Genomic DNA, 21885 nt, shown 5'->3' on the forward strand with positions numbered 1-21885 from the left:
GGCTGGATGTCCAGCCCGCCCGGCGTTCGAGGCGCGTGGCCGTCGGGGGTCGGCGTCCCGGCGGCGGGGGCGGTCAGCCGTTGCGGGGGCCCGGGAACGCCGGGGAGCGGGAGGCGCCCGCCGCCGTCTGGGACTCCTCGCGCAGCGGCTGCGGCGGCACCGAGCGCGCCGCCGGAATGGAGGGCAGGGGCCCCAGCGTCCGCGTGGTGGTGCCCTCGGCCGGCGGCTCGGCGGACTCGGCCGCCTGCGCGCGCCGCGCCCCGTACCGCCGGTGCACGGCCTGCTTCGTGACGCCGAGCGCCGAACCGACCGCGTCCCACGAGAAGCCGAGCGAGCGGTCGAAGTCCACCGCGGCGGTCACCAGCGTCTCGACGCTGTCCCGCAGCTCCTGCGCGAGCCGGACGGTGGGCGCGGGCGCCCGGCCGTAGACGACGAAGCCAGTGGAGGGGCCCGAGCGGCGCGGGCGGTACACGTTGCCGAGCTGGGCGGTGAGCGTACGCAGTGCATCCACCTGCCGGCGAACCCGCTCGATGTCCCGCACCAAGAGGTGCAGGCTGGCCCGGGCTTGGGCGTCGTGGGTGGCGTGGTCGGCCATGAAGAAGCCTCTCGAACCGGTGCTGAAGGGCGGATCGGGCCGCAGACACCGTTCACAACGCGGCCCGTTTTGGTCAATCTCTTTTGACCAACGCGCCACCCGGCGCCCAGGTCACGCTGTGGGGGCGTGTCGGCATATGCGAGAGGCGCGTGTGTGCGCGTACGCCCCCTCGGGACCGCAGGTGGGGCACCGGCCGCCCGCCCCATAGACTGGTGCGCTGCTGACAGCCGAGATAGCGAGGTAGGACCCAGTGAAGCTCGTCTTCGCAGGCACCCCCGAGGTCGCCGTGCCCGCCCTGGACGCCCTGATCGCCTCCGGGCGGCACGAGGTCGCGGCCGTCGTCACCCGGCCGGACGCACCGGCCGGCCGCGGTCGGCGGCTCGTCGCCAGCCCGGTCGCCGAGCGCGCCGAGGAAGCCGGGATCGAGGTCCTGAAGCCCGCCCGGCCGCGCGACCCCGAGTTCCAGGCCCGGCTGCGCGAGATCGACCCCGACTGCTGCCCGGTCGTCGCGTACGGGGCGCTGATCCCCAAGAGCGCCATCGAGATCCCCCGGCACGGGTGGGTCAACCTGCACTTCTCGCTGCTGCCGGCCTGGCGCGGCGCCGCGCCCGTCCAGCACTCGATCATGGCGGGGGACCAGCTCACCGGCGCCTCCACCTTCCGGATCGAGGAGGGCCTGGACTCCGGCCCGGTCTACGGCATCCTCACCGAGGAGATCCGGGCCACCGACACCAGCGGCGACCTCCTCACCCGCCTCGCCTTCGCCGGAGCCGGCCTGCTCGCCGCCACCATGGACGGCATCGAGGACGGCACCCTGCGCGCGGTCGAGCAGCCCGCCGACGGGATCTCCATCGCGCCCAAGATCACGGTGGAGGACGCCCGGATCGACTGGACGGCCCCCGCGATGCGCGCCGACCGCGTCGTCCGCGGCTGCACCCCGGCCCCGGGCGCCTGGACCGTCTTCCGCGGCGAACGCCTCAAGCTGGTCTCCGTCGGCCTGGTGCCCGACCGCACCGACCTGGCGCCCGGCGTGCTGGCCCCGGCCAAGAACAACGTCTACGTCGGCACCGGCTCGCACGCCGTGGAGCTGCTGTGGGTGCAGCCTCAGGGCAAGAAGCCGATGCGCGGCGCCGACTGGGCCCGCGGGGTGCGGATCGCTCCCGGCGAGCGGCTCGGCGGCACCGACGTAGGCTGAATCAGTCCAGCCCGAACACCTTCAGCACCTCGTAAATCCGGAGCACCTTTCACGTGAGCGAACAGCCCCGTCGTCGTCCCGCCCAAGGCGCGGGCGGCAAGCAGAACAAGCCGGCCAGGCCGTACCGACGGCCCCAGAAGGACCCCGTCCGGATGCTGGCCTTCGAGGTGCTGCGCGCGGTGGACGAGCGCGACGCGTACGCGAACCTCGTGCTGCCCCCGCTGCTGCGCAAGGCCCGCCAGGACGAGAGCTTCCAGGCGCGCGACGCGGCGCTGGCCACCGAGCTGGTCTACGGGACGCTGCGCCGCCAGGGCACCTACGACGCGGTCATCAAGGCGTGCATCGACCGGCCGCTGCGCGAGGTCGACCCGCCGGTGCTGGACGTGCTCTCGCTCGGCGCCCACCAGCTGCTCGGCACCCGCATCCCCACGCACGCGGCCGTCTCGGCGAGCGTGGAGCTCGCCCGGGTGGTGCTCGGCGACGGGCGCGCGAAGTTCGTCAACGCCGTACTGCGCAAGATCGCCGCGCACGACCTCGACGCCTGGCTGGAGCGCGTCGCTCCGCCCTACGAGGACGATGCCGAGGAACACCTGGCCGTCTACCACTCCCACCCCCGCTGGGTGGTCAGCGCCCTGTGGGACTCCCTCGGCGGCGGGCGCGCCGGCATCGAGGACCTGCTGGAGGCCGACAACGAACGGCCCGAGGTCACCCTGGTCGCACGGCCGGGGCGGTCCACCCCGGAGGAACTGCTGGAGGCGGTCGGCGAGGACTCGGCGCTGCCGGGCCGCTGGTCCCCGTACGCCGTCCGGATGGCCGAGGGCGGTGAGCCGGGCGCGCTGGAGGCCGTGCGCGACGGACGCGCCGGCGTCCAGGACGAGGGCAGCCAGCTGGTGGCGATGGCGCTCGCCGCCGCGCCCGTAGAGGGCCGCGACGAGCGCTGGCTCGACGGCTGCGCGGGCCCCGGCGGCAAGGCGGCGCTGCTCGCGGCGCTCGCGGCGCAGCGCGGGGCGTTCCTGCTGGCCTCCGAGAAGCAGCCGCACCGGGCGCGCCTCGTCGAGCGGGCGCTCGCGGGGAACCCCGGGCCGTACCAGGTGATCGCGGCGGACGGCACCCGTCCGGCGTGGCTGCCCGGTTCCTTCGACCGGGTCCTGATGGACGTGCCCTGCTCGGGCCTCGGCGCCCTGCGCCGCCGCCCCGAGGCCCGCTGGCGCCGGCGTCCGGAGGATCTGGAGGGCTTCGCCCCGCTCCAGCGGGCACTGCTGCGCGAGGCCCTGTCGGCGGTACGCGTGGGCGGCGTCGTGGGCTATGCGACCTGCTCCCCGCACCTCGCCGAGACCCGGGTCGTCGTGGACGACGTCCTGAAGGGCCGCGGCGCGGGCGCCTCCCCGGTCGCCGCCGAACTGATCGACGCCCGCCCGTACATGCCGGGAGTCCCGGGCCTGGGCGACGGCCCGGACGTCCAGCTGTGGCCGCACCTGCACGGGACGGACGCGATGTACCTGGCGCTGCTGCGACGGGTGGCGTAGGGGGCGGGGCGGGGCTACGCCCGCCCGTAGAGCGGACGGCCGTCTCTCACGGCCGTGTTGCGCTCCACGGTGCGCACGGTGCGCACAGGGCTTTCGCGGACGTGCGAGCTGACGTGATCTGACGACGTGAACGTCGTCTGGCCCGCCCCCGACGGGCTCGACCCCTCGGAGGCCTTCCCCGGAGCGGTTTCCGGGCGCCGGCGGGCGGAGTTGGGTACCGGGGCGGGGCGGGCTGAGTAGCCGTACTCAGGTGACGGGGTTCCGGCGGTTCCGATACTGGCCACCGGACGAACGGGGAAGGGTGTCGGAACAGTGGGACGACGGTCACGGCTCGAAGTGTGGGTGCCGGGCGGCTACTTGGCCGCGGTAGTGGGGGTCCAGATCTGGGTGGAGGTGCTCAGCAGGACCGGGGACGCGGGGTTCGCGGGCGTGTGGACGGTGTTCGCCACGGCACCCTTCAGCGTGCTGGCCCTGCTGGCCTTCACACCCGGTGCCGGGGCGCCCCCCGAACCCCCGGACGGCCTGGTCCACACGGGCCCGGAGCCGCCCACGCCCCTGCCCGCACCCTCGGAGCTGCCGCCGCCTGCGGCCGACTGGAGCCCGGACCCCTCCGTGACCGAGCCGCTCGACGCGCTGGGCGCGTGGGCGGGATTCGGCTGGTACGGCGCGATCCTGGCCGGCGCCCTGATCAACGCCACGGCGCTGTGGGCGCTGGTACGGGTCGTGGCGGGACGGAGACGGGCACGGGGACGGGGGTAGCGGGACGACGCAGCCGGCCCGCACGGTTGCGCGGCGCTGCGCGGCGTGTGAGTTCCGGGGTCGTGGCCGGAACCGTGCGGGGGCATGGCAGGCTTGGGGCATGGCCGCTCAGATTTTCCCCAGCATCCTGTCCGCCGACTTCGCCCGACTCGCCGAGGAGGCGAAGGCCGTCGAGGGAGCCGACTGGCTGCATGTCGACGTCATGGACAACCACTTCGTCCCGAACCTCACCCTCGGCATGCCGATCGTGGAATCCCTGAGCAGGGCCACGGACATTCCCCTCGATCTCCACCTGATGATCGAGAACCCGGACCGCTGGGCCCCCCAGTACGTGGAGGCCGGCGCGGGTTCCGTCACCTTCCACGCCGAGGCCGCGGCCGCCCCGGTGCGGCTGGCGCGGGAGATCCGGGCCAAGGGGGCGCGGGCGTCGATGGCGCTCAAGCCCGCGACCCCGATCGAGCAGTACGAGGACATCCTCCCCGAGCTCGACATGCTGCTGATCATGACGGTCGAGCCGGGCTTCGGCGGCCAGGCCTTCCTCGACATCATGCTGCCCAAGATCCGCCGTACCAGGGAGCTGATCGCCAAGCACGGACTGGAACTGTGGCTCCAGGTGGACGGCGGGGTCTCGGCGTCGACCATCGAACGCTGTGCCGAGGCCGGCGCCGACGTCTTCGTGGCGGGCAGCGCGGTCTACGGCGCGGTCGATCCGTCCTCCGCGGTACGCACGCTGCGTGAGCAGGCGGATGCGGCGATCTCCGTCGCGCCGTGGGCTTGCGACCACTGAGCCAAGCGTTGGTGAACAGCTCGGTGAACGGGAGCTGTCCAGGCTGATCAACAGCCGTTGGATCTGACAGGATGAACGGCGAGTCGAGAGTGTGAACACGAGAGTGTGAACAGCAGTGAGGAGAGCGCGGTGTCTGCAATGTCGGCGGGACGGTCAGCCCTGCGGATGGGACCCGCGGAGCTGGTTCAGGCGGCGGCCATGGCGCGCCGCTTCTACCTGGAGGGCAAGTCCAAGATCCAGATCGCCGAGGAGTTCGGCGTGAGCCGCTTCAAGGTGGCCCGGGTCCTGGAGACCGCGCTGGAACGCGACCTCGTACGGATCGAGATCCGCGTCCCGGCCGAACTGGACGCGGAGCGGTCGGACGCGCTCCGGGCCCGCTACGGGCTCCGGCACGCCGTCGTCGTGGAGTCGCCCGCCGACGCCACCGAGGACGCGCCCGATCCGGAGAACCTCGGCGCGGTCGCCGCCGACCTGCTGGGCGAGCTGGTCAACGAGGGTGACGTACTGGGCCTCGCGTGGGGGCGGTCGACCATCCACATGGCGGCCTCCCTGCACCGGCTGCCGCCCTGCACGGTGGTGCAGCTGACGGGCGTCTACGACGCGGGGACCGCCGAGCGCGGCTCGGTCGAGGCCGTGCGCCGGGCCGCCCAGGTCTCCGGGGGCGACGCGCACCCGATCTACGCGCCGATGCTGCTGCCCGACCCGGCGACCGCGGCCGCGCTGCGCAGCCAGACCGGGATCGCGCGCGCCTTCGAGTACTTCGACAAGGTGACGGTCGCGGCCGTGTCCATCGGCTCGTGGGAGCCGGGCATCTCCACCGTCCACGACATGCTGAGCGACGAGGAGCGGGCCCACTACGCCTCGCTCGGCGTGGCGGCCGAGATGTCCGCCCACCTGTTCGACTCCGAGGGGCGGCGGGTCGGCCGGGACCTCGGCGAGCGGTGCATCACCGTCGAGGCGGACCGGCTGCGGCGGATCCCCGAGGTCGTGGCGATCGCGGGCGGGCTGCGCAAGGCCTCCGCGATCGGCGCGGTGCTCCGGTCGGGGCTGGTGACCAGCCTCGTCACGGACACGGCCGTCGCGGACTACCTGCTGACCGAGTCCGCCCCCGGGCTGCGGCCGGCACTGGAGCGGGCCGACCCGGACGACCTGTAGGCGCCGCCTCGACCGTTCCGGGTGCGGCCGGCGGTGCGGATGGTGCCGTAATCGAGATCCGCACGGCGGACCGCGCGGAGGGCTGCTGGGCGCATACTGGTCCCAATGACAAAGTCAGCAGTACCTCGCCGCCATTTGCCGTCCAGCCCGTTCAAGGCGCCCGTGGAACAGCCGATCCGGCAGTTCAGCGTCGGCGACCGGGTCACTCACGACGAGCACGGCCTCGGCCGTGTCGTCGGAATCGAGGAGGGGATCGCTGTTCTCGTCGACTTCGGGTCGGTCCAGAAACGAGTCCTGAGCCCGTACACCAAGATGGCCGCCCTCTGAGGCCATCGGGCGATTCGCGAGCGAATCGGATATTTGGCACGATCGGTGCATGATCTTTCGGAACGTGCCCCGATCGTTGCTGCGTTTGCTGGGGGCCCTGTTCCTCTGCGCCGCGCTGGTCGGTGCGGTGGGGTGCGGCGGGCAGAAGGCCGCGCCTGCCGCCGCCGGTGCCTCCAGTGGCGCGACCGGTGGTACCGCCCTGCCCGGATGGGCCAAGGGGATGGCCACCGTACGGGCGGACGCGCTGCCGCAGCAGGCGCGGGAGGTGCTCGCGCTCATCGACAGGGGCGGGCCGTACCCGTACCGGCAGGACGGGACCGTCTTCGGGAACTTCGAGAAGGCGCTGCCGAAGCAGAAGCGCGGCTACTACCACGAGTTCACGGTGCGGACGCCGGGGAAGCGGGACCGCGGGGCCCGGCGGATCGTCACGGGTGAGGGCGGGGAGTTCTTCTACACGGACGACCACTACGAGACCTTCAAGGCGGTTCTCCGATGACCACCCTGGACCCGCAGCCGCTCGCCCCGGCGCTCGCCGCCGCCGAGGAGGCGGGCTGGACGACCGTACGGCTGGACCTGGACGGCGTACGGAGCAAGGCCGAGCTGATGGAGCGCTGCGGGGAGGCCTTGCGGCTGCCGGAGTGGTTCGGGGGGAACTGGGACGCGCTGGCCGATGCGCTGCGGGACCTGTCGTGGCTGCCGGATGCCGCGGGGCGGCTGGTGGCGGTGACGTCGTGGCGGGTTTTCGCCGCCGTGCGGCCGGCCGAGTGGTCGACGTTGCGGGAGGTCCTGGAGGGGACCGTGGATTTCTGGCGGGAGCAGGAGGGGGCGCCGGGGCTCACGGTGGTCCTGGCCGACTCCGCGGACGGGGCTCCGCCCCGGGCCCCGCGCCTCAAGCGCCGGCGGGGCTGAACGTGCCCCGGGCCTTGGAGCCGGCCCGGGGCGGCAGTGCTCAGGTCTGGGTGGACTTCGGGATCCAGGGCGGGGTTTGGCCCCAGGACCAGACGGGGATTTTGGCCGCGTCCACCGGGGGCGGGTTGGGGCCCGAGTAGATCAGGGCCATGCGGGTGCCCCACTCGATGTAGTAGGCGAACACCGCGCGGAACTCCGGGTCCGTCGGGAGGCCGACCTCGTCGGCCGTGTCCATCAGGAGGTCCACCCAGCGGCGGCGCTGCTGCTCGGTGATGCCGCGGCCCAGGTGCTTGGTGGCCATGTGCTGGTGGCCGCCGTGGTGGGCCGAGTAGTCCGCCGGGCCGCCGAAGACCTCAGACAGCCAGACCGCGACGTGCTGCGGGTGCTGCGAGTCCATGCCGGCGAAGACCGGAGCCAGGATCTCGTCCCTCAGGGCGTGGGCGTAGAAGGCGTCGGTGAGGCGGTTCATCGCCTCGGCGCCGCCCATCCACTCGTAGATGGTGGGTGTCGTGCTCATGGTTATGCGGAGGCCTTTCCGGTGCCCGCGACGTCGGTCACCGTGTAGTGCTGCATCTCCTCGATCGCCGTCACGTACGGGCGGATCGCGGTGAAGAAGGCAGGGAAGTGCTCGCCCTTGCGGAAGCCGTTGAGGTGCGCGTCGACCGAGGTCCAGCGGATGCGGAGGATGTAGCGGTCCTTCTCCTCCTCGCAGCGGGCCAGCTCGTAGTCGATGCACTCGGGCGAAGCGGCCAGGGCCTCGGCGGCCCGTGTGTAGGCGTCCTCGAAGGCCGGCTGGTCGTCCAATGCGATCCGGTAGCGGATGTATTCGACGGTCGTGGTCATGGTGCGTGCCCTCCCTGGGTGGTGGTCGTGGCCAGCCTTACGCGATCATGCGCCGGTGTGGGGCGTTTTGGTCATTCGGACCCGGACTTCATGGAGTCGGCGTCCGAGTCCGATACGTCCGGGCCCTGGGCGCGGACCTGGTGAACCTTGTCCAGGGACTCGCGCAGCTCCGTCAGCCAGGCCTCGGTGTTGCGGCCGACGAGGCGGACGCACCAGGCGAGGGCGTCGGCCCGGCTGCGGGCGACGCCGCCGGCGACCAGGGTGTCGAGGACCTGGCGCTCGGACTGGCGCAGGCGGGTCATCACCGGGACGGCGAGGTGGGTGAAGAGGGCCGTCTCCTCACCCACCCGGACACCCCAGGCGACCTTGCGGCGGTAGAGCTCCTCGGCCTCGCGGGCCACCTCGATGCGCTGCTCGCGGGTGCGTTCGCGGAACTCTTTGACCGACTCGGTCGCCGGGATGGTGCCGACGACCGTGATCTCCTCGCGGTCGACCGTGACCGAGACGAGGGATGCGTAGATGTCCACCGGCAGGCGGTCGGCGAACCACGTGCGGAGCTGTTCGCTCTGTTCGGCTGTAATCATGTAATCAACGTTGCGTCCGGTGGGCTCTTGATCGCAAGGGCCCAGATGTTCGCTCTCAGCCCATCGAGCGGTAGCGGTGGATCAGGGAGACCGCCATCGCGCCCTCGCCGACGCCCGAGGCGACCCGTTTCACCGAGTGGGCGCGGACGTCGCCCGCCGCGAAGACGCCGGGGACGCTGGTTTCCAGCGGGTAGGGGGCGCGTTCCAGGCTCCACTCGGCCGGGAGTTCGCCGCCGTTGGAGATCAGGTCCGAACCGGTGAGGACGAAGCCGTACTCGTCGCGCTCGACGACGCCCGACAGCCAGTCGGTGTGCGGGCGGGCGCCGATGAAGGTGAACATGAACCGGGCCGGGATCTCCGTTTCCCCGCCCGTCGCGGCGTCGTGCAGGGTCAGACGTTCGAGGTGCTCCTCGCCGTCCAGGCGCACCACCGTCGTGCGGACCTTGACCTCGATGTTCGGGGTGCGGTCGATCTCGTCGATCAGGTAGCGGGACATGCTCGCGTCCAGGGAGGCCGCGCGGACCAGGATCGTCACGCGGGCGGCGTACTTGGCGAAGTGGACGGCCGCCTGGCCGGCCGAGTTGGCGCCGCCGACGATGAACACGTGCTGGGAGATGCAGGCGGAGCTTTCGGTGGTGGCCGCGCCGTAGTAGAGCCCGGCGCCTTCGAAGCGGTCCGCGCCGGGGGCCTCCAGGCGGTTGTACGAGACGCCCGTGGCCAGCAGCACCGTTTCCGCGCTGATCTCCGTACCGTCCGCCAGGGTGAGGATCTTCGCGGGGTCGTCCCGGGTCAGCGAGACCACCTCCACCGGGTGCAGGATCTCGGCGCCGAACCGGGAGGCCTGGATGGTGGCGCGGCGGGTCAGGTCGCCGCCGGAGAGGCCCGAGGGGAAGCCGAGGTAGTTCTCGATCAGGCTGGAGGTGCCGGCCTGGCCGCCGGGGGCGCGGGCGTCCAGCATCAGGGTGGACAGGCCCTCGGAGGCCGAGTAGACGCCCGCGGCGAGGCCGGCCGGACCCGCGCCGACGATGACGCACTCGTAGTGCGGGCGGGAGGCGGTGGTGGCCAGGCCCAGGCGCTGGGCGAGCTGGGTGTCGGTCGGCGCGGAGAGCACCGATCCGTCCGGGAAGCGGACGAGGGGGAGGGCCGCGTCGGGCTGGGCGGCGAGCAGCGTCAGGGCTTCCGGGTCGCGTTCGACGTTGAGGAAGCGGAACGGCTGGCCGTTGCGGGTGAAGAAGTCCCGGACGGCGTGTGTGCCGGGGGAGACCAGGTGGCCGGCGACGATGATCCCGTCGTACGCCGGGCGGTAGGTGGCCAGCCAGTCCGACAGCAGGTCGTCGAGGACCGGGAAGAGCCGCTCGTGCGGCGGGTCCCACGGCTTGAGCAGGTAGTAGTCCAGCCGGACCCGGTTGATGGCGGTGATCGCCGCGTCGGTCTCCGCGTACGCCGTGAGCAGGACGCGGCGGGCGTCGGGGAAGCGGCTGACGGCTTCGAGGAGGAACTCGACGCCGGTGACGTCGGGCATCCGCTGGTCGACGAGGAACAGTGCCGGGTCGTGACCGCGTTCGTCGAGGGAGTCCAGGATCTTCAGGGCGTCGGCGGCGGAGGAGGCGCCGAGGACGCGGTAGCGGTCGCCGTAGGCGCTGCGCAGGTCGCGGCGGACGGCGCGCAGCACCTGCGGGTCGTCGTCCACGGCCAGGATGACCGGCTTCCTGTTCTCCGCGCGTGCGGTGGCCGCGTCCTTCGTGGTGGCGGCGTCGGTCGTGACGGCGGCGGCGCCGCTCTCCCCGGCCGCGTTCACGCCGGGTCCAGCATGAGCTTGTCGGTGTAGCACCAGGCCCAGTCCTCGCCGGGCTCGTGCGAGGCCGCGATGGGGTGCTCGGTCGTGCGGTAGTGCCGGGTGGCGTGACGGTTCTTCGAGGAGTCGCAGCATCCGACGTGCCCGCAGCTGAGGCACATCCGCAGGTGCACCCAGGTGTCGCCGGCGACGAGGCACTCCTCGCAGCCCTCGGTGCCGGGCTTCACCGGACGTATCTGATCGATGTGTGTGCACAACAGGTCCATCGTCATCGTCCCCGTCCCTCTCCTGCTCACGCTTGCTCGGCCGCACAGTGCGCGCGCCCGTGAATCCCGGCGCGTCCAGACCATAAGGCGGGGCCCCGGTAATGGTTCAGTGATTCGGCCGAAGTCAGGTAGTCCTGAAGCTACTTCATGACGTCGCGGGACGACTTCCTGAGGTGCCCCCACGACCTGGCCCGCTACCTCACGAAGTCGCACACCCGCGCTTTGACGCGGGCTCCGGGCCCGGCCAGTGTGGTGGACGCCAACGACAACAGGCGGCGCCTGGAGGAATACGTGAGCAGAAAGATTCTGGTCATTGTCTCCGAACACGGTTACTGGGCCGAGGAACTGATAGGGCCGGTATCGAAGTTCGACGAACGCGGCTACGAGATCACATTCGCCACGCCGACCGGAAAGCGTGCGCACGCTCTTCCGCCGAGCCTCGACGCGAACTACATCGATCCTCCACTGGGACGCTCGGTCACCACCGAGGAGAACGCCCGGCTGGGGCGGGAGTTCGAGCAGTCGAGCCGGCTGGACTCGCCGCTGGACATCGAGGCGTGGGTCCCCGAGCGCCCGTACACGAGCGACGAGGGCTACCTGCGCAAGCTGGAGCAGTACCACCGCGATCTGGACAAACTCGACGCCGACATCGCCGACTACGACGCGATCCTCATCGTCGGCGGCAGCGGCCCGATCGCCGACCTCGCCAACAACGAGCGCGTGCACGCCCTGATCCTGGCCTTCAAAAAGGCCGGCAAGGTCGTGGCCGCGGAGTGCTACGGGGTCGCCTGCCTGGCCTTCGCCCGGGACTGGAGCGACCGCAAGAGCATCATCTGGGGCAAGCACGTGACCGGCCACTGCAAGGAGTACGACTACAAGGACGGCACCGGATTCCTCGGTACGGACTTCAACATGGGGCCGCCGCCGTATCCGCTGGAGTACATCCTGCGCGACGCCACCGGGCCGCGCGGCGCGTACCACGGGAATTTCGGAAAGCCGGTTTCGGTCATCGTCGACTTCCCGTTCGTGACCGGACGTTCCACGCCTGACTCGTACCTCACGGGACAGAAGATCGTGGAAGTACTGGAGGACGGTCTCACCCGTTACGGCTGGTAGGTCCTGAAACTCGTGGGCCGGCAACTCGTGGGAATGAGGGGGAGTTCGATGAATACCGGAGCCACTCCCGGACGGGAAAGGCTGATCGAGCAGTTCAAGGCCGACGGCCTGAAGGTGATGTTCGGAAATCCCGGGACGGTGGAACAGGGATTCCTCGACGCGGTCGACGCGGCGGAGGACTTCAGTTACGTCCTCGCCCTCCAGGAGACCGTGGCCGCCGGTATCGCCGACGGATACGCCCGGGCGACCGGCGGCGCGGCCCTCCTCCAGCTGCACTCCGGGGTGGGGCTGGGCAACGGCATCGGCATGCTCTACCAGTCGCTGCGCGGCCACACCCCGCTCGTCGTGGTCGCCGGCGACGCCGGGGTGCGCTACGACGCCATGGACGCACAGATGGCGTCCGACCTGGTGGCGATGGCGAAGCCGGTGACCAAGTACGCGACCCGGGTCACCGACCCGCGGTCCGTGCTGCGCACCATCCGGCGGGCCGTGAAGATCGCGCTCACCCCGCCCCGCGGGCCCGTGTTCGTGGCGCTGCCCATGGACGTGCTGGACGAGCTCAACTCCGAGCCCGTGCTGCCCGCCACGGTGCCGCTCACGGACGTGGCGCCCTCCCCGGCCTCGGTGGGGCGGGCGGCCGAGCTGCTCGCCTCCGCCGAGCGCCCGGTCGTCCTCATCGGCGACGGGGTCTCGCTCTCCGGGGCGCAGCGCGAACTCGTCGCCGTCGCCGAGCTGCTGGGCGCCGACGTGTACGAGGTCGACTCCTCGGAGGTCAACATCGCGGCCTCGCACCCGCTGCGGCGGGGCCAGACGGGCCACATGTTCGGCCCGCACAGCAAGGAACTCGTAGGTGACGCCGACGGGGTGCTGATCGTCGGCACCTACGTCTTCCCGGAGGTGTTCCCCGAGCTGGAGAGCCCCTTCCGGCCGGGCGCGAAGGTCGTCCACATCGACCTCAACGCCTACGAGATCGCCAAGAACCACCCGGTGGACCTGGGCCTCGCCGCGGACCCCAAGCAGGCGCTGCGCGCGCTGGCCGCCGTACTGGAGCACCTGCTGACCCCGCAGCGGCGGGCCGCCGCGGCCGCCCGCCTCGACGTACGGACCCGGGAGCGGGCCCGCGAGGCGCGGTCGGTCACGGACGAGGGCACCGCGATGTCCGCCTTCCTGCGGACGCTGGCCGAGCGCACCGGCGGGGACCTCATCGTCTTCGACGAGGCGCTGACCACCTCCCCGCTGGTCACCAAGTACCTGCCGCCGGAGCGCCCGGGCGACTACCACCTCACCCGGGGCGGTTCGCTGGGCGTGGGCTTCCCGGGCGCGGTCGGTGCCAAGCTCGCGCACCCGGACCGGCTCGTCGTCGGCTTCGCGGGCGACGGCGGGTCGATGTACACCTACCAGGCGCTGTGGACGGCGGTCCGGCACGGGATCGACGCCAAGTTCGTGGTCTGCAACAACCGCAAGTACCGGCTGCTGGACGACAACATCGCCCAGTACTGGCGCGAGCGGGACATCCCGGAGCACGGCTTCCCGGGCTCCTTCGACCTCTCCCACCCCGAGATCGACTTCGCCGGGCTGGCCCGGTCCCTCGGCGCCGGCGGGATACGGGTGGAGAAGCCGGACGAGGCACCCGCCGCCGTGAGCCGGATGCTGGCCCACCCCGGACCGTTCCTCGTCGACATCCAGATCTGAGACACCCACCGGACAGGAGGAGACCGCATGCCCGCCGAGCGGCAGTTGACCGAGGACGCGATCCGCAGGTTCGCCGAGGACTGGTACGTGGCGCTGGACCGGCACGTAGAGCTCGACCAGGTGCTCGCCCTGATCACCGAGGACCTGGAGTTCAAGGTCCCCGAGGACACCTTCCTCGGACACCAGGGCTTCGGCCGCTGGTACGAGGCCGTCACGAACCGGTTCTTCGACGAGGTGCACACCGTCACCAAGGTGGAGCCGGTCATCGAGGGCGACCGAGCGGTCGTCCGGGTCCTCGTCAACTGGCAGGCGAAGATCTGGGACCCGCCGGCCGCCCGCAGCGAGTGGCTCGGCTTCGACGCCGACCAGACCTGGACCGTGGTGGCGGGCCCCGACGGGCCGCTGATCAAGCAGTACACCGTCAACGACCTGGCTCCGATGCCCGGTTCCGGCTCCCTCTGACCGCCGGCCAAGGAGGACCGACGATGACCGAAGTGACACCGGAGCGGGTCCGGGCGGCCTACGCCGCCCTGGGCTCCGGCGACCGGGCCCGCATCCTGGAGTACTACTCCGAGGACCTGCGCTGGCTGGTCCCGGGCAACCACCCGCTCGCCGGCTGGTACGAGAGCCTGGACGCCTTCCTGGAGCTGATGGGGCAGACCCACAAGCTCACGGGCGGCACCTTCCGCATGGACCTGGAGGCGATCCTCGTCGGCGAGGACTGTTCCGCCGACGTGTGCCGCAACGTCGCCCTGCGGGACGGCGCGGACGGGGACAGCCTCTCCCCGTACGAGCGGATGGACTACCCCGTCTTCCACTTCTTGCGCTGGCGAGGCGGCCGTGTCGTGGAGGGCCGCGACGGGCTCTTCGGCGACACCGCCTCCGCCTTCAGCCAGTTCTGGGCGCCGTTCGCGCCGGACGGAACCCGCAGGGACCGATAGGGGGATGAGCGCGATGGACGCGAAGCAGATCCTGCAGAAGTACTACGAGTACGCCAACGCCGGGGACTGGGACCGCTGGTGCGACCTGTTCGCCGACGACCAGGTCATGGACGAGCAGCTCGCCGGGCACATCGAGGGCCTGGACGTGCTGCGCTCGATGATGAAGGGCTTGGGCACGATGTACCGGGTCTTCCGGAACGAGCCCGTGCACTTCATCGTCGACGGCGCCGGGGAGAAGGCCGCGGCCGTCTCGCACCTGACGGCCGTCAGCGCCTCCGGCGAGGCCATCGAGGCCGAGGTCATGAACTTCTTCCGGATCGTGGACGGGAAGATCGCCTACATGGCGAACTACCACGACACCGTCCCCTTCCAGGTGCTGAACCAGGGCTGAGGGGGCCGATCCGTGAGCGCTGAAGAGTACGACTACATCATCGTGGGATCCGGCACCGCGGGCAGCGTGCTGGCCGGCCGCCTCTCCGAGGACCCGGACGTCTCCGTCCTCGTCCTGGAGGCGGGCGGCTCCCGGATCCCGCCCGAGGTGGACGACCCGTCCTCCTGGTACAAGCTGCTCGGCGGGCCCGTGGACTGGGGCTACACCAGCACCCCGCAGCCCGGCCTGGGCGGCCGCCGTACCTACGAACCGCGCGGCAAGGCCCCGGGCGGCAGCAGCAACCTCTACATCATGATGCACATCCGGGGCCACGCCTCGGACTTCGACAACTGGGCCTACCAGGGCGCGGCCGGCTGGGCGTACGAGGACGTGCTGCCGTACTTCGCCCTGCTGGAGGGCCAGGAGGACGCCACCGCCGCCACCACCGGAACCCGGGGCCCGCAGCGGATCACCCACGCCGGCCGGCACCACCCCAACCCCGTCTCCCGCGCCTTCATCGACGCGGCCGTGGAGCTCGGGCACGAGGAGATCGCCGACTTCAACACCGACGGGCCGCGCCGCGGCCTCTTCGGCACCGGCTGGCACCACATCGACGTGGCGGACGGCCGCCGCCAGGGCGCCCTCGCCGCCTACCTGGAGCCCGCGCTCGTCCGCCCCAACCTGACCCTGCGCACCAGTGCGCAGTCCACCCGGCTGCTCTTCGACGGGGACACCTGCACGGGCGTCGAGTACGTCCAGCTGGAGGCCCCCGCCGAGTTCCCGGGCCGGACCGTCGCGGACTCCCACAGCGCCGCCGGCGCGCCGGGGCTGCACACCGTACGGGCCCGCCGGGAGGTGATCGTGGCCGCCGGGGCGATCGAGTCCCCCAAGCTGCTGCTGCTCTCCGGCATCGGAGACCCCGTACAGCTGCGCGAGCACGGCATCGAGGTGACCGCGGCCCTGCCCGGGGTCGGCGAGAACTTCCACAACCACGTCCTGACCGGGCTGATGGCCGAGGTCACCCAGGAGCTGCCGCCGCCGGCGCAGAACCTGTCGGAGAGCGCTCTGTTCCTGTCCTCCCGGCCCGGACTGCCCGCGCCGGACCTGCAGATCGCCTTCGTCCACGTCCCGTTCGACGTGATCGTCGGCCAGGACCACCCGAACACGGTGTCCATCCTGCCCGGTGTCGTACGGCCGGTCTCGCGCGGCTGGATCAAGCTGGCGAGCGCCGACCCGCTGGCCCATCCGCTGATCAACCCGAACTACCTGGGCGACCGGTGGGACCTGGAACGGATGGTGCAGGGCGTCAAGATCGCCCGGGAGCTCTTCGCGACCTCCGCGTTCTCCCCCTGGTACAAGCAGGAGCTCCAGCCCGGGCCGGGCCACGTGAGCGACGACGACCTGCGTTCCTTCGTGAAGCAGAAGTCGGAGAGCTACCACCACCAGGCCGGATCCTGCCGCATGGGCATCGACGACCTCGCCGTCGTCGACCCCGAGCTGCGGGTGCACGGCGTACGGAACCTGCGGGTCGTCGACGCGAGCGTGATGCCCGCGGTTCCGTCCGGCAACTGCCACACCGCCATCGCGATGATCGCCGAGCGCGCGGCGGACTTCCTGAAGGGGGCCTCCCGTGCCTGACGCCGTGGTGCGCGAGGGCGCGCTGAGCGGGACCCGGATCGCGGTCCTGGTCGAGAGCGACTTCTACGAGCCGGAGATCTTCTACTACCAGCACCGGTTCGCGGAGGAGGGCGCCGAGGTCGACTTCCTGACCCGGCTGTGGGGCAACGACTCCATCACCTTCTCCGGGCACGAGTACCGGGCGCCGTTCACCGCCGAGAAGTCCCTGGAGGGGCTGAGCGACGACGAGCTGCGCCGGTACGCCGCGATCATCGTGCCCTCGGGCATGGTGGCCGACCGGCTGCGCTACACCGAGGACGTGGACGTCCTCGCGCCGGCGACCGAGCTGCTGCGCCGGGCCTTCGAGGAGCCGACGGTCATCAAGGGGATCATCTGCCACGGCATGTGGCTGGCCTCCTCGATCCCCGGCAAGATCCGCGGCCGCAAGGTGGTCTGCCACAACAACCTCATCGGCGACGTCCGCAACATGGGCGGCGAGTACGTCGACGCGGACGTGGTGGTCGACGGTGACCTGGTCACCGGCCGCACCGGCGCCCACCACCACCTCTTCGCCCGCCGGATCATCGAGCTGATCGCGGCCGGCCGGGGCCGGGGGGCCGGCTGATGGCGGCCGGGCTGCGCTGGTCGCACGTGGGCCTGAACTGCACGGACCAGAAGACCACCGAGGAGTTCTACACCCGGTACTTCGGCTTCGCCCGGGCCCGGGTGGTCGATCTCGGGGAGACGCAGATCGTGTTCCTGCGCAAGGGGGACGCGTACCTGGAGCTCTTCGCGGTCGGCGCCGAACCGGCGCGCGAGGCGCACGACGACGGGCCGCAGGCCCCGGGCCGGATGCGCCACCTGGCCTTCCAGACCGACGACGTGGACGCGTTCCTGGCGCAGCTGGGGGACGCGGCCGAAGTGACCCTGGGGCCGCTGGACTTCGACGACTTCATCTGCGGCTGGCGGACCGTGTGGGTCCGCGACCCGGACGGGGTGATCGTCGAGGTCAGCCAGGGATACGAGGACGACACGACTCACGACAAGGACGGTGCATGACATGGCGGACGCCGTGAGCTTCTCCTTCTCCGACACCATCGCCGGATACGTCGCCCGCTTCGACTCCGGGTCGCGGGTGCTGCGACTGAAGACCTCCGACGGGCGCGAGTTCGACGTCTCGCTCGCCGGCGGCCCCAGCGCCGAGCTGGTCCGCAACCTGGAGGAGCCCTACATCGACGCCTCCGGGCACATCGACGAGATGCTCTCCCCGGGCCGGTTCCTCTTCGTCTACGGCGTCCACTACCCGGAGAAGGGCGGGCGTTTCGACGCCAAGCGCCTGGTGTTCCTGGGCCGCGGCGCCGAGGACTACCGCTTCGAGGAGCCCAGCTGGTGGATCAAGCAGATCGAGTCGCTGGCCGACTTCTACAAGCGGGCGCAGTTCGGCGACGGGCCGGTGGACTTCACCGAGTACCGCACCGAGATCCGGCTCGGCGGCGACAAGACCGCCAGCCACGTCCAGGAGACCGACACGATCTCCCGCCTGGTCTACGGCATGGCCTCGGCCTACCTGCTGACCGGCAAGGACGAGTACCTGGAGGTCGCCGAGCGCGGCACCGAGTACCTGCGCAAGCACATGCGGGTCGTGGACAGCGAGGAGGACGTGGTCTTCTGGTACCACGGCATCAGCGTCGACGGGGACAGCGAACGCAAGCTGTTCACCTCGGAGTTCTCCGACGACTACGACGCGATCCCGATGTACGAGCAGATCTACGCGCTGGCCGGCCCCATCCAGACGTACCGGGTCACCGGTGACGTCCGGATCAAGAACGACGCGGACGCCACCATCCGGCTGTTCGACAAGTTCTTCTTCGACCCGGAACAGGGCGGCTACTACTCGCACATCGACCCGATCCTCTTCAGCGCCGACCACGAGTCCCTGGGCGAGAACGCCGAGCGCAAGAACTGGAACTCGGTCGGCGACCACGCGCCCGCCTACCTGATCAACCTGTACCTGGCGACCGGCGAGCAGAAGTACGCCGACTTCCTCGAATACACCTTCGACACCATCGCGGACAAGTTCCCGGACTACAAGAACAGCCCCTTCGTCCAGGAGCGCTTCTTCCGCGACTGGTCGCACGACAAGGCGCACAGCTGGCAGCAGGACCGCGCCGTGGTCGGCCACAACCTGAAGATCGCCTGGAACCTGATGCGGATGAACTCGCTGAAGGCCAAGCCGGCGTACGAGGAGCTCGCCAAGAAGATCGGCGAGATCATGCCGGCGGTCGGCAGCGACGTGCAGCGCGGCGGCTGGTACGACGTCGTGGAGCGTGTGAAGGACGGGGACCAGGAGGCGTATCGTTTCGCCTGGCACGACCGAAAGGCCTGGTGGCAGCAGGAGCAGGCGATCCTCGCCTACCTCATCCTGAACGGCACCGTCGGCGGCGACGCCAACCTGCGCGAGGCCCGCCAGGCGGAGGCCTTCTACAACACCTTCTTCCTCGACCACGACGAGGGAGCGGTCTACTTCAACGTGCTCGCCAGCGGCACGCCGTACCTCCTCGGCACCGAGCGGCTCAAGGGCAGCCACTCGATGTCCATGTACCACTCGGCGGAGCTGTGCTACCTCGCCGCCGTCTACAACAACCTGCTCATCAACGGCCGGGAGATGGACTTCCACTTCCAGCCCGACCCGACCAACCTGCCCGACCGGATCCTGCGCGTCTCGCCCGACCTGCTCCCGGCCGGCTCGGTGCGGATCGCTTCCGTGGAGATCGACGAGAAGCCGTACGAGGAGTTCGACGCGGACGAGCTGACCGTCCACCTCCCCGACGTCCAGGGCCGGGTGAAGGTCAAGGTCCGGCTGCGTCCAGTGGCCAAGAAGTAGCGCTCAACGGGGGGCGCCCCAACCAGAGGGGAATGCGATGACTCTCAACCTCAAGGAACGCCGGAACAAGACGGGCACCGTGCTCGTCGCCACCGGCGAGATCAACAGCGAGACCTCCGGCTCGCTGCTCCAGGCACTGCTGCCGCTGGTCCGCGAGGGCCGGCCGCTGAAGATCGACCTCACCGCCGTCACCTACGTCTCCAGCGCCGGCCTGCGCACCCTGCTCGTCGTCTACCGCGAGGCCCAGCACGCCGGCGTCGCCGTCACCCTCTACGGGGTGAGCGAGGAAGTCCGGTTCGTCATGTCGGCCACCGGGTTCCTCGACTTCTTCGAGACCGGCGAGGCGGCGGCCGCGGCCGCCAAGTCCAAGGCCAGGGCCGCGCGATGAGCGAGGCCCAGTCCGAGCAGGTGCTGCGCGTCGACGCGTACCCGACCCACGAGGTGGGCGGGTACCGCGTCCGCGCCGGCAAACCGTTCCCCTTCGGGGCCAACGTGGTCCCCGGCGGGGTCAGCTTCTCCGTCTTCTCCGACCAGGCCACCTCCATGACCCTGGTCATCTACAAGCGCGGAGAGCCCGAGCCGATGGCCGAGCTGGAGTTCCCCGAGGAATTCCGCACCGGCAGCGTCTTCGCCATGACGGTCTTCGGCCTCGACCACGAGAACATCGAGTACGGCTACCGGGCCGACGGCCCCTACGACCCGGTCACCGGGCACCGCTTCGACGCCCGCCAGGTCCTCTCCGACCCGTACGCCCGGCTGATCGCCGGCCGCGACGTGTGGGGCGTGGAGCCCGACCGCAGCCGCGGCTACCAGTACCGCTCCCGCGTCTGCCTCCAGGACTTCGACTGGGGCGACGACACCCCGCTGGGCATCCCCGCCGAGGACCTCGTCATCTACGAGACCCACGTGCGCGGCTTCACCCGGCACCCCTCCTCGCAGGTCACCGCCCCCGGCACCTTCGCGGGGCTGCGCGAGAAGATCCCGTACCTGAAGGAACTCGGGGTCAACTGCATCGAGCTCCTGCCCGTGTTCGAGTTCGACGAGAGCGACAACCCGCGCACCAACCCGGAGACGGGCGAGCAGCTCTTCGACTACTGGGGCTACAACACCGTCTCGTTCTTCGCGCCCAAGGCCGGCTACGCGGCCACCGGACGCTACGGGATGCAGGGCGACGAGTTCCGCACCCTGATCAAGGACCTGCACGCCGCCGGCATCGAGGTCATCCTCGACGTCGTCTTCAACCACACCGCCGAGGGCAACGAGCAGGGCCCGACGATCTCCTTCAAGGGCCTCGACAACGCCACGTACTACATGCTCACGCCCGAGGGCTACTACTTCAACTTCAGCGGCACCGGCAACACCGTCAACTGCAACCACCCCGTCGTGCGCAACTACGTGCTCGACTGCCTGCGCCACTGGGTCGCCGACTACCACATCGACGGCTTCCGCTTCGACCTCGCGGCCATCCTCGGCCGGGCCCTGGACGGCACCCCGCTGCCCAACCCGCCGCTGCTGGAACTGCTCGCCTACGACCCCGTCCTGCGGCACACCAAGCTCATCGCCGAGGCCTGGGACGCGGGCGGACTCTACGAGGTCGGCAACTTCCCGGCGTACGGCCGCTGGGCGGAGTGGAACGGGAAGTACCGCGACACCGTCCGCAGCTTTCTGAAGGGTGACCCCGGGGTCACCGGCGAACTGGCCACCCGCGTCGCCGGCTCCCCCGACCTCTACTCCAGCCGCGGAACCGCCGCCTCGGTCAACTTCCTGACCGCGCACGACGGTTTCACCCTCGCCGACCTGGTCTCCTACAACGACAAGCACAACGAGGCCAACGGCGAGAACAACAACGACGGCGCCAACGACAACAACAGCTGGAACTGCGGCGCCGAGGGCCCGACCGACGATCCCGAGGTCAACGCGCTGCGCACCCGGCAGATGAAGAACGCCATCGCCATCCTCTTCACCAGCCAGGGCATCCCGATGCTGCTGGCCGGCGACGAGGTCGCTCGGACCCAGCAGGGCAACAACAACACCTACTGCCAGGACAACGAGCTCTCCTGGTTCGACTGGGACCAGGTCGACGACAACGCCGAACTGCTCCGGTTCACCCGGGAGATGATCGCCTTCCGCAAGCACCACCGCGAGCTGCGCTCCACCGCACACCCCACCGGACAGGTCCGCGAGAACCTGGGCCTGCCCGACATCAGCTGGCACGGGGAGCGGGCCTGGCAGCCCGACTGGTCGGCCGACAGCCGGCTGCTGGCGGTGGCCCGCTGCGGCACCGGCGACGACGACGTGGTGTACGTGGCCATGAACGCGCACTGGGAGTCGCACGACCTGGAACTGCCCGCCCTGCCCGGCGGCCGCAGCTGGCACCTGTTCGCCGACACGGGGGCCGAGGCGCCGCACGACATCCGCACCCCGGGCGCCGAGCAGGAACTGGACAACGCCGGGAAGTACCTGATCGGCCCGCGCTCGGTCGTGATCCTGGTGGGCCGCACCAACGATCCTGAGGAGACCTGAC

At 70.9% G+C, this 21885-nt stretch carries 25 protein-coding genes; 19 read left to right on the forward strand and 6 right to left on the reverse strand.

All coding sequences use genetic code 11. The features are described 5' to 3' along the window. Window positions 1–73: 73 nt before the first annotated feature. A complete protein-coding gene (locus ACFTXQ_RS20585; protein ID WP_382642705.1) occupies window positions 74–595 on the reverse strand; it encodes a hypothetical protein in 522 nt (173 codons plus the stop codon). A 250-nt stretch (window positions 596–845) separates the two neighbouring features. Between ACFTXQ_RS20585 and fmt the strand changes: the two genes are divergently transcribed. The 8 genes from fmt to ACFTXQ_RS20625 all read left to right on the forward strand — a co-directional run bounded on the left by fmt (window position 846) and on the right by ACFTXQ_RS20625 (window position 7253). After that, window positions 846–1790, forward strand: coding sequence for a methionyl-tRNA formyltransferase (fmt, locus tag ACFTXQ_RS20590; protein ID WP_382642707.1), 945 nt, complete (start codon window positions 846–848; stop codon window positions 1788–1790). Between the two features lie 53 nt (window positions 1791–1843). Next, the gene (locus ACFTXQ_RS20595) at window positions 1844–3316 is read left to right on the forward strand and encodes an RsmB/NOP family class I SAM-dependent RNA methyltransferase (protein ID WP_382642709.1); all 1473 of its coding nucleotides are present in this window, start codon (window positions 1844–1846) and stop codon (window positions 3314–3316) included. Between the two features lie 312 nt (window positions 3317–3628). Then, window positions 3629–4075 (forward strand): SCO4225 family membrane protein, encoded by a 447-nt coding sequence (locus ACFTXQ_RS20600; protein ID WP_382642711.1) that lies wholly within the window; start codon window positions 3629–3631, stop codon window positions 4073–4075. 100 nt (window positions 4076–4175) lie between these two features. Then, window positions 4176–4862 carry a ribulose-phosphate 3-epimerase gene (gene rpe, locus ACFTXQ_RS20605; protein ID WP_382642713.1) on the forward strand — a complete coding sequence of 229 codons (687 nt, stop codon included), beginning with the start codon at window positions 4176–4178 and terminating at the stop codon, window positions 4860–4862. Window positions 4863–4967: 105 nt separating this feature from the next. Then, window positions 4968–6017 carry a sugar-binding transcriptional regulator gene (locus ACFTXQ_RS20610; RefSeq protein ID WP_382642715.1) on the forward strand — a complete coding sequence of 350 codons (1050 nt, stop codon included), beginning with the start codon at window positions 4968–4970 and terminating at the stop codon, window positions 6015–6017. Between the two features lie 105 nt (window positions 6018–6122). After that, window positions 6123–6344, forward strand: coding sequence for a CarD family transcriptional regulator (locus ACFTXQ_RS20615; RefSeq protein ID WP_215147924.1), 222 nt, complete (start codon window positions 6123–6125; stop codon window positions 6342–6344). Window positions 6345–6393: 49 nt separating this feature from the next. Further along, window positions 6394–6840 carry a ribonuclease domain-containing protein gene (locus tag ACFTXQ_RS20620; protein WP_382642718.1) on the forward strand — a complete coding sequence of 149 codons (447 nt, stop codon included), beginning with the start codon at window positions 6394–6396 and terminating at the stop codon, window positions 6838–6840. Beyond that, window positions 6837–7253: a barstar family protein gene (locus ACFTXQ_RS20625; RefSeq protein ID WP_382642719.1), complete on the forward strand. Its 417-nt coding sequence runs from the start codon at window positions 6837–6839 to the stop codon at window positions 7251–7253. Before ACFTXQ_RS20620 ends, ACFTXQ_RS20625 begins: the two co-directional genes overlap by 4 nt. 40 nt (window positions 7254–7293) lie before the next feature. Here the strand turns inward: ACFTXQ_RS20625 and ACFTXQ_RS20630 are convergent, their stop codons facing one another. The 5 genes from ACFTXQ_RS20630 to ACFTXQ_RS20650 all read right to left on the reverse strand — a co-directional run bounded on the left by ACFTXQ_RS20630 (window position 7294) and on the right by ACFTXQ_RS20650 (window position 10747). Further along, a complete protein-coding gene (locus ACFTXQ_RS20630; protein WP_382642721.1) occupies window positions 7294–7770 on the reverse strand; it encodes a group II truncated hemoglobin in 477 nt (158 codons plus the stop codon). Window positions 7771–7772: 2 nt separating this feature from the next. Next, entirely contained in the window at window positions 7773–8096 is a 324-nt protein-coding gene (locus ACFTXQ_RS20635; RefSeq protein ID WP_382642723.1) for a putative quinol monooxygenase, read from the reverse strand. A 71-nt stretch (window positions 8097–8167) separates the two neighbouring features. Further along, window positions 8168–8680 carry a hypothetical protein gene (locus ACFTXQ_RS20640; RefSeq protein ID WP_382642725.1) on the reverse strand — a complete coding sequence of 171 codons (513 nt, stop codon included), beginning with the start codon at window positions 8678–8680 and terminating at the stop codon, window positions 8168–8170. A 55-nt stretch (window positions 8681–8735) separates the two neighbouring features. Further along, window positions 8736–10376 carry an FAD-dependent oxidoreductase gene (locus ACFTXQ_RS20645; RefSeq protein WP_382642865.1) on the reverse strand — a complete coding sequence of 547 codons (1641 nt, stop codon included), beginning with the start codon at window positions 10374–10376 and terminating at the stop codon, window positions 8736–8738. A gap of 98 nt (window positions 10377–10474) precedes the next feature. Then, window positions 10475–10747, reverse strand: coding sequence for a UBP-type zinc finger domain-containing protein (locus tag ACFTXQ_RS20650; protein WP_382642726.1), 273 nt, complete (start codon window positions 10745–10747; stop codon window positions 10475–10477). Window positions 10748–11032: 285 nt separating this feature from the next. Between ACFTXQ_RS20650 and ACFTXQ_RS20655 the strand changes: the two genes are divergently transcribed. From ACFTXQ_RS20655 to glgX, 11 genes are read left to right on the forward strand one after another with little or no spacing between them, the layout of a single operon-like run. Next, window positions 11033–11857, forward strand: coding sequence for a type 1 glutamine amidotransferase domain-containing protein (locus ACFTXQ_RS20655; protein WP_382642728.1), 825 nt, complete (start codon window positions 11033–11035; stop codon window positions 11855–11857). A 48-nt stretch (window positions 11858–11905) separates the two neighbouring features. Beyond that, a complete protein-coding gene (locus ACFTXQ_RS20660) occupies window positions 11906–13549 on the forward strand; it encodes a thiamine pyrophosphate-binding protein (RefSeq protein ID WP_382642730.1) in 1644 nt (547 codons plus the stop codon). 27 nt (window positions 13550–13576) lie between these two features. Then, the gene (locus ACFTXQ_RS20665) at window positions 13577–14011 is read left to right on the forward strand and encodes a nuclear transport factor 2 family protein (RefSeq protein WP_382642732.1); all 435 of its coding nucleotides are present in this window, start codon (window positions 13577–13579) and stop codon (window positions 14009–14011) included. Between the two features lie 23 nt (window positions 14012–14034). Continuing rightward, entirely contained in the window at window positions 14035–14490 is a 456-nt protein-coding gene (locus tag ACFTXQ_RS20670) for a nuclear transport factor 2 family protein (protein ID WP_382642733.1), read from the forward strand. Between the two features lie 4 nt (window positions 14491–14494). Further along, complete coding sequence (locus tag ACFTXQ_RS20675; RefSeq protein WP_382642735.1) at window positions 14495–14881, forward strand: nuclear transport factor 2 family protein; 387 nt, start codon at window positions 14495–14497, stop codon at window positions 14879–14881. A 12-nt stretch (window positions 14882–14893) separates the two neighbouring features. Continuing rightward, complete coding sequence (locus ACFTXQ_RS20680) at window positions 14894–16498, forward strand: GMC family oxidoreductase (RefSeq protein ID WP_382642737.1); 1605 nt, start codon at window positions 14894–14896, stop codon at window positions 16496–16498. After that, complete coding sequence (locus ACFTXQ_RS20685) at window positions 16491–17102, forward strand: DJ-1/PfpI family protein (protein ID WP_382642739.1); 612 nt, start codon at window positions 16491–16493, stop codon at window positions 17100–17102. The genes ACFTXQ_RS20680 and ACFTXQ_RS20685 overlap by 8 nt, the downstream gene beginning before the upstream one ends. Then, entirely contained in the window at window positions 17102–17536 is a 435-nt protein-coding gene (locus ACFTXQ_RS20690) for a VOC family protein (RefSeq protein WP_382642741.1), read from the forward strand. The genes ACFTXQ_RS20685 and ACFTXQ_RS20690 overlap by 1 nt, the downstream gene beginning before the upstream one ends. A gap of 1 nt (window position 17537) precedes the next feature. Continuing rightward, the gene (locus ACFTXQ_RS20695; protein ID WP_382642742.1) at window positions 17538–19361 is read left to right on the forward strand and encodes an AGE family epimerase/isomerase; all 1824 of its coding nucleotides are present in this window, start codon (window positions 17538–17540) and stop codon (window positions 19359–19361) included. Window positions 19362–19398: 37 nt separating this feature from the next. Then, window positions 19399–19749, forward strand: coding sequence for an STAS domain-containing protein (locus tag ACFTXQ_RS20700; RefSeq protein ID WP_382642744.1), 351 nt, complete (start codon window positions 19399–19401; stop codon window positions 19747–19749). Then, window positions 19746–21884 carry a glycogen debranching protein GlgX gene (gene glgX, locus ACFTXQ_RS20705; protein ID WP_382642746.1) on the forward strand — a complete coding sequence of 713 codons (2139 nt, stop codon included), beginning with the start codon at window positions 19746–19748 and terminating at the stop codon, window positions 21882–21884. Before ACFTXQ_RS20700 ends, glgX begins: the two co-directional genes overlap by 4 nt. The last annotated feature ends 1 nt before the right edge of the window (window position 21885 follow it).

Source organism: Streptomyces sp. NPDC057010 (assembly GCF_042673805.1).
In the GTDB taxonomy this organism is placed as follows: domain Bacteria; phylum Actinomycetota; class Actinomycetes; order Streptomycetales; family Streptomycetaceae; genus Streptomyces.

What these genes read in the sequence shown, in the direction of transcription:
- ACFTXQ_RS20640 (WP_382642725.1), bottom strand. Translation starts at nt 8,680, where the DNA reads ATGATTACAGCCGAACAGAGCGAACAGCTCCGCACGTGGTTCGCCGAC.
- ACFTXQ_RS20695 (WP_382642742.1), top strand. Translation starts at nt 17,538, where the DNA reads ATGGCGGACGCCGTGAGCTTCTCCTTCTCCGACACCATCGCCGGATAC.
- ACFTXQ_RS20625 (WP_382642719.1), top strand. Translation starts at nt 6,837, where the DNA reads ATGACCACCCTGGACCCGCAGCCGCTCGCCCCGGCGCTCGCCGCCGCC.
- rpe (WP_382642713.1), top strand. Translation starts at nt 4,176, where the DNA reads ATGGCCGCTCAGATTTTCCCCAGCATCCTGTCCGCCGACTTCGCCCGA.
- ACFTXQ_RS20615 (WP_215147924.1), top strand. Translation starts at nt 6,123, where the DNA reads ATGACAAAGTCAGCAGTACCTCGCCGCCATTTGCCGTCCAGCCCGTTC.
- ACFTXQ_RS20665 (WP_382642732.1), top strand. Translation starts at nt 13,577, where the DNA reads ATGCCCGCCGAGCGGCAGTTGACCGAGGACGCGATCCGCAGGTTCGCC.
- ACFTXQ_RS20670 (WP_382642733.1), top strand. Translation starts at nt 14,035, where the DNA reads ATGACCGAAGTGACACCGGAGCGGGTCCGGGCGGCCTACGCCGCCCTG.
- ACFTXQ_RS20650 (WP_382642726.1), bottom strand. Translation starts at nt 10,747, where the DNA reads ATGACGATGGACCTGTTGTGCACACACATCGATCAGATACGTCCGGTG.
- ACFTXQ_RS20585 (WP_382642705.1), bottom strand. Translation starts at nt 595, where the DNA reads ATGGCCGACCACGCCACCCACGACGCCCAAGCCCGGGCCAGCCTGCAC.
- glgX (WP_382642746.1), top strand. Translation starts at nt 19,746, where the DNA reads ATGAGCGAGGCCCAGTCCGAGCAGGTGCTGCGCGTCGACGCGTACCCG.
- ACFTXQ_RS20700 (WP_382642744.1), top strand. Translation starts at nt 19,399, where the DNA reads ATGACTCTCAACCTCAAGGAACGCCGGAACAAGACGGGCACCGTGCTC.
- ACFTXQ_RS20675 (WP_382642735.1), top strand. Translation starts at nt 14,495, where the DNA reads ATGAGCGCGATGGACGCGAAGCAGATCCTGCAGAAGTACTACGAGTAC.
- ACFTXQ_RS20630 (WP_382642721.1), bottom strand. Translation starts at nt 7,770, where the DNA reads ATGAGCACGACACCCACCATCTACGAGTGGATGGGCGGCGCCGAGGCG.
- ACFTXQ_RS20690 (WP_382642741.1), top strand. Translation starts at nt 17,102, where the DNA reads ATGGCGGCCGGGCTGCGCTGGTCGCACGTGGGCCTGAACTGCACGGAC.
- ACFTXQ_RS20660 (WP_382642730.1), top strand. Translation starts at nt 11,906, where the DNA reads ATGAATACCGGAGCCACTCCCGGACGGGAAAGGCTGATCGAGCAGTTC.
- ACFTXQ_RS20620 (WP_382642718.1), top strand. Translation starts at nt 6,394, where the DNA reads ATGATCTTTCGGAACGTGCCCCGATCGTTGCTGCGTTTGCTGGGGGCC.
- ACFTXQ_RS20635 (WP_382642723.1), bottom strand. Translation starts at nt 8,096, where the DNA reads ATGACCACGACCGTCGAATACATCCGCTACCGGATCGCATTGGACGAC.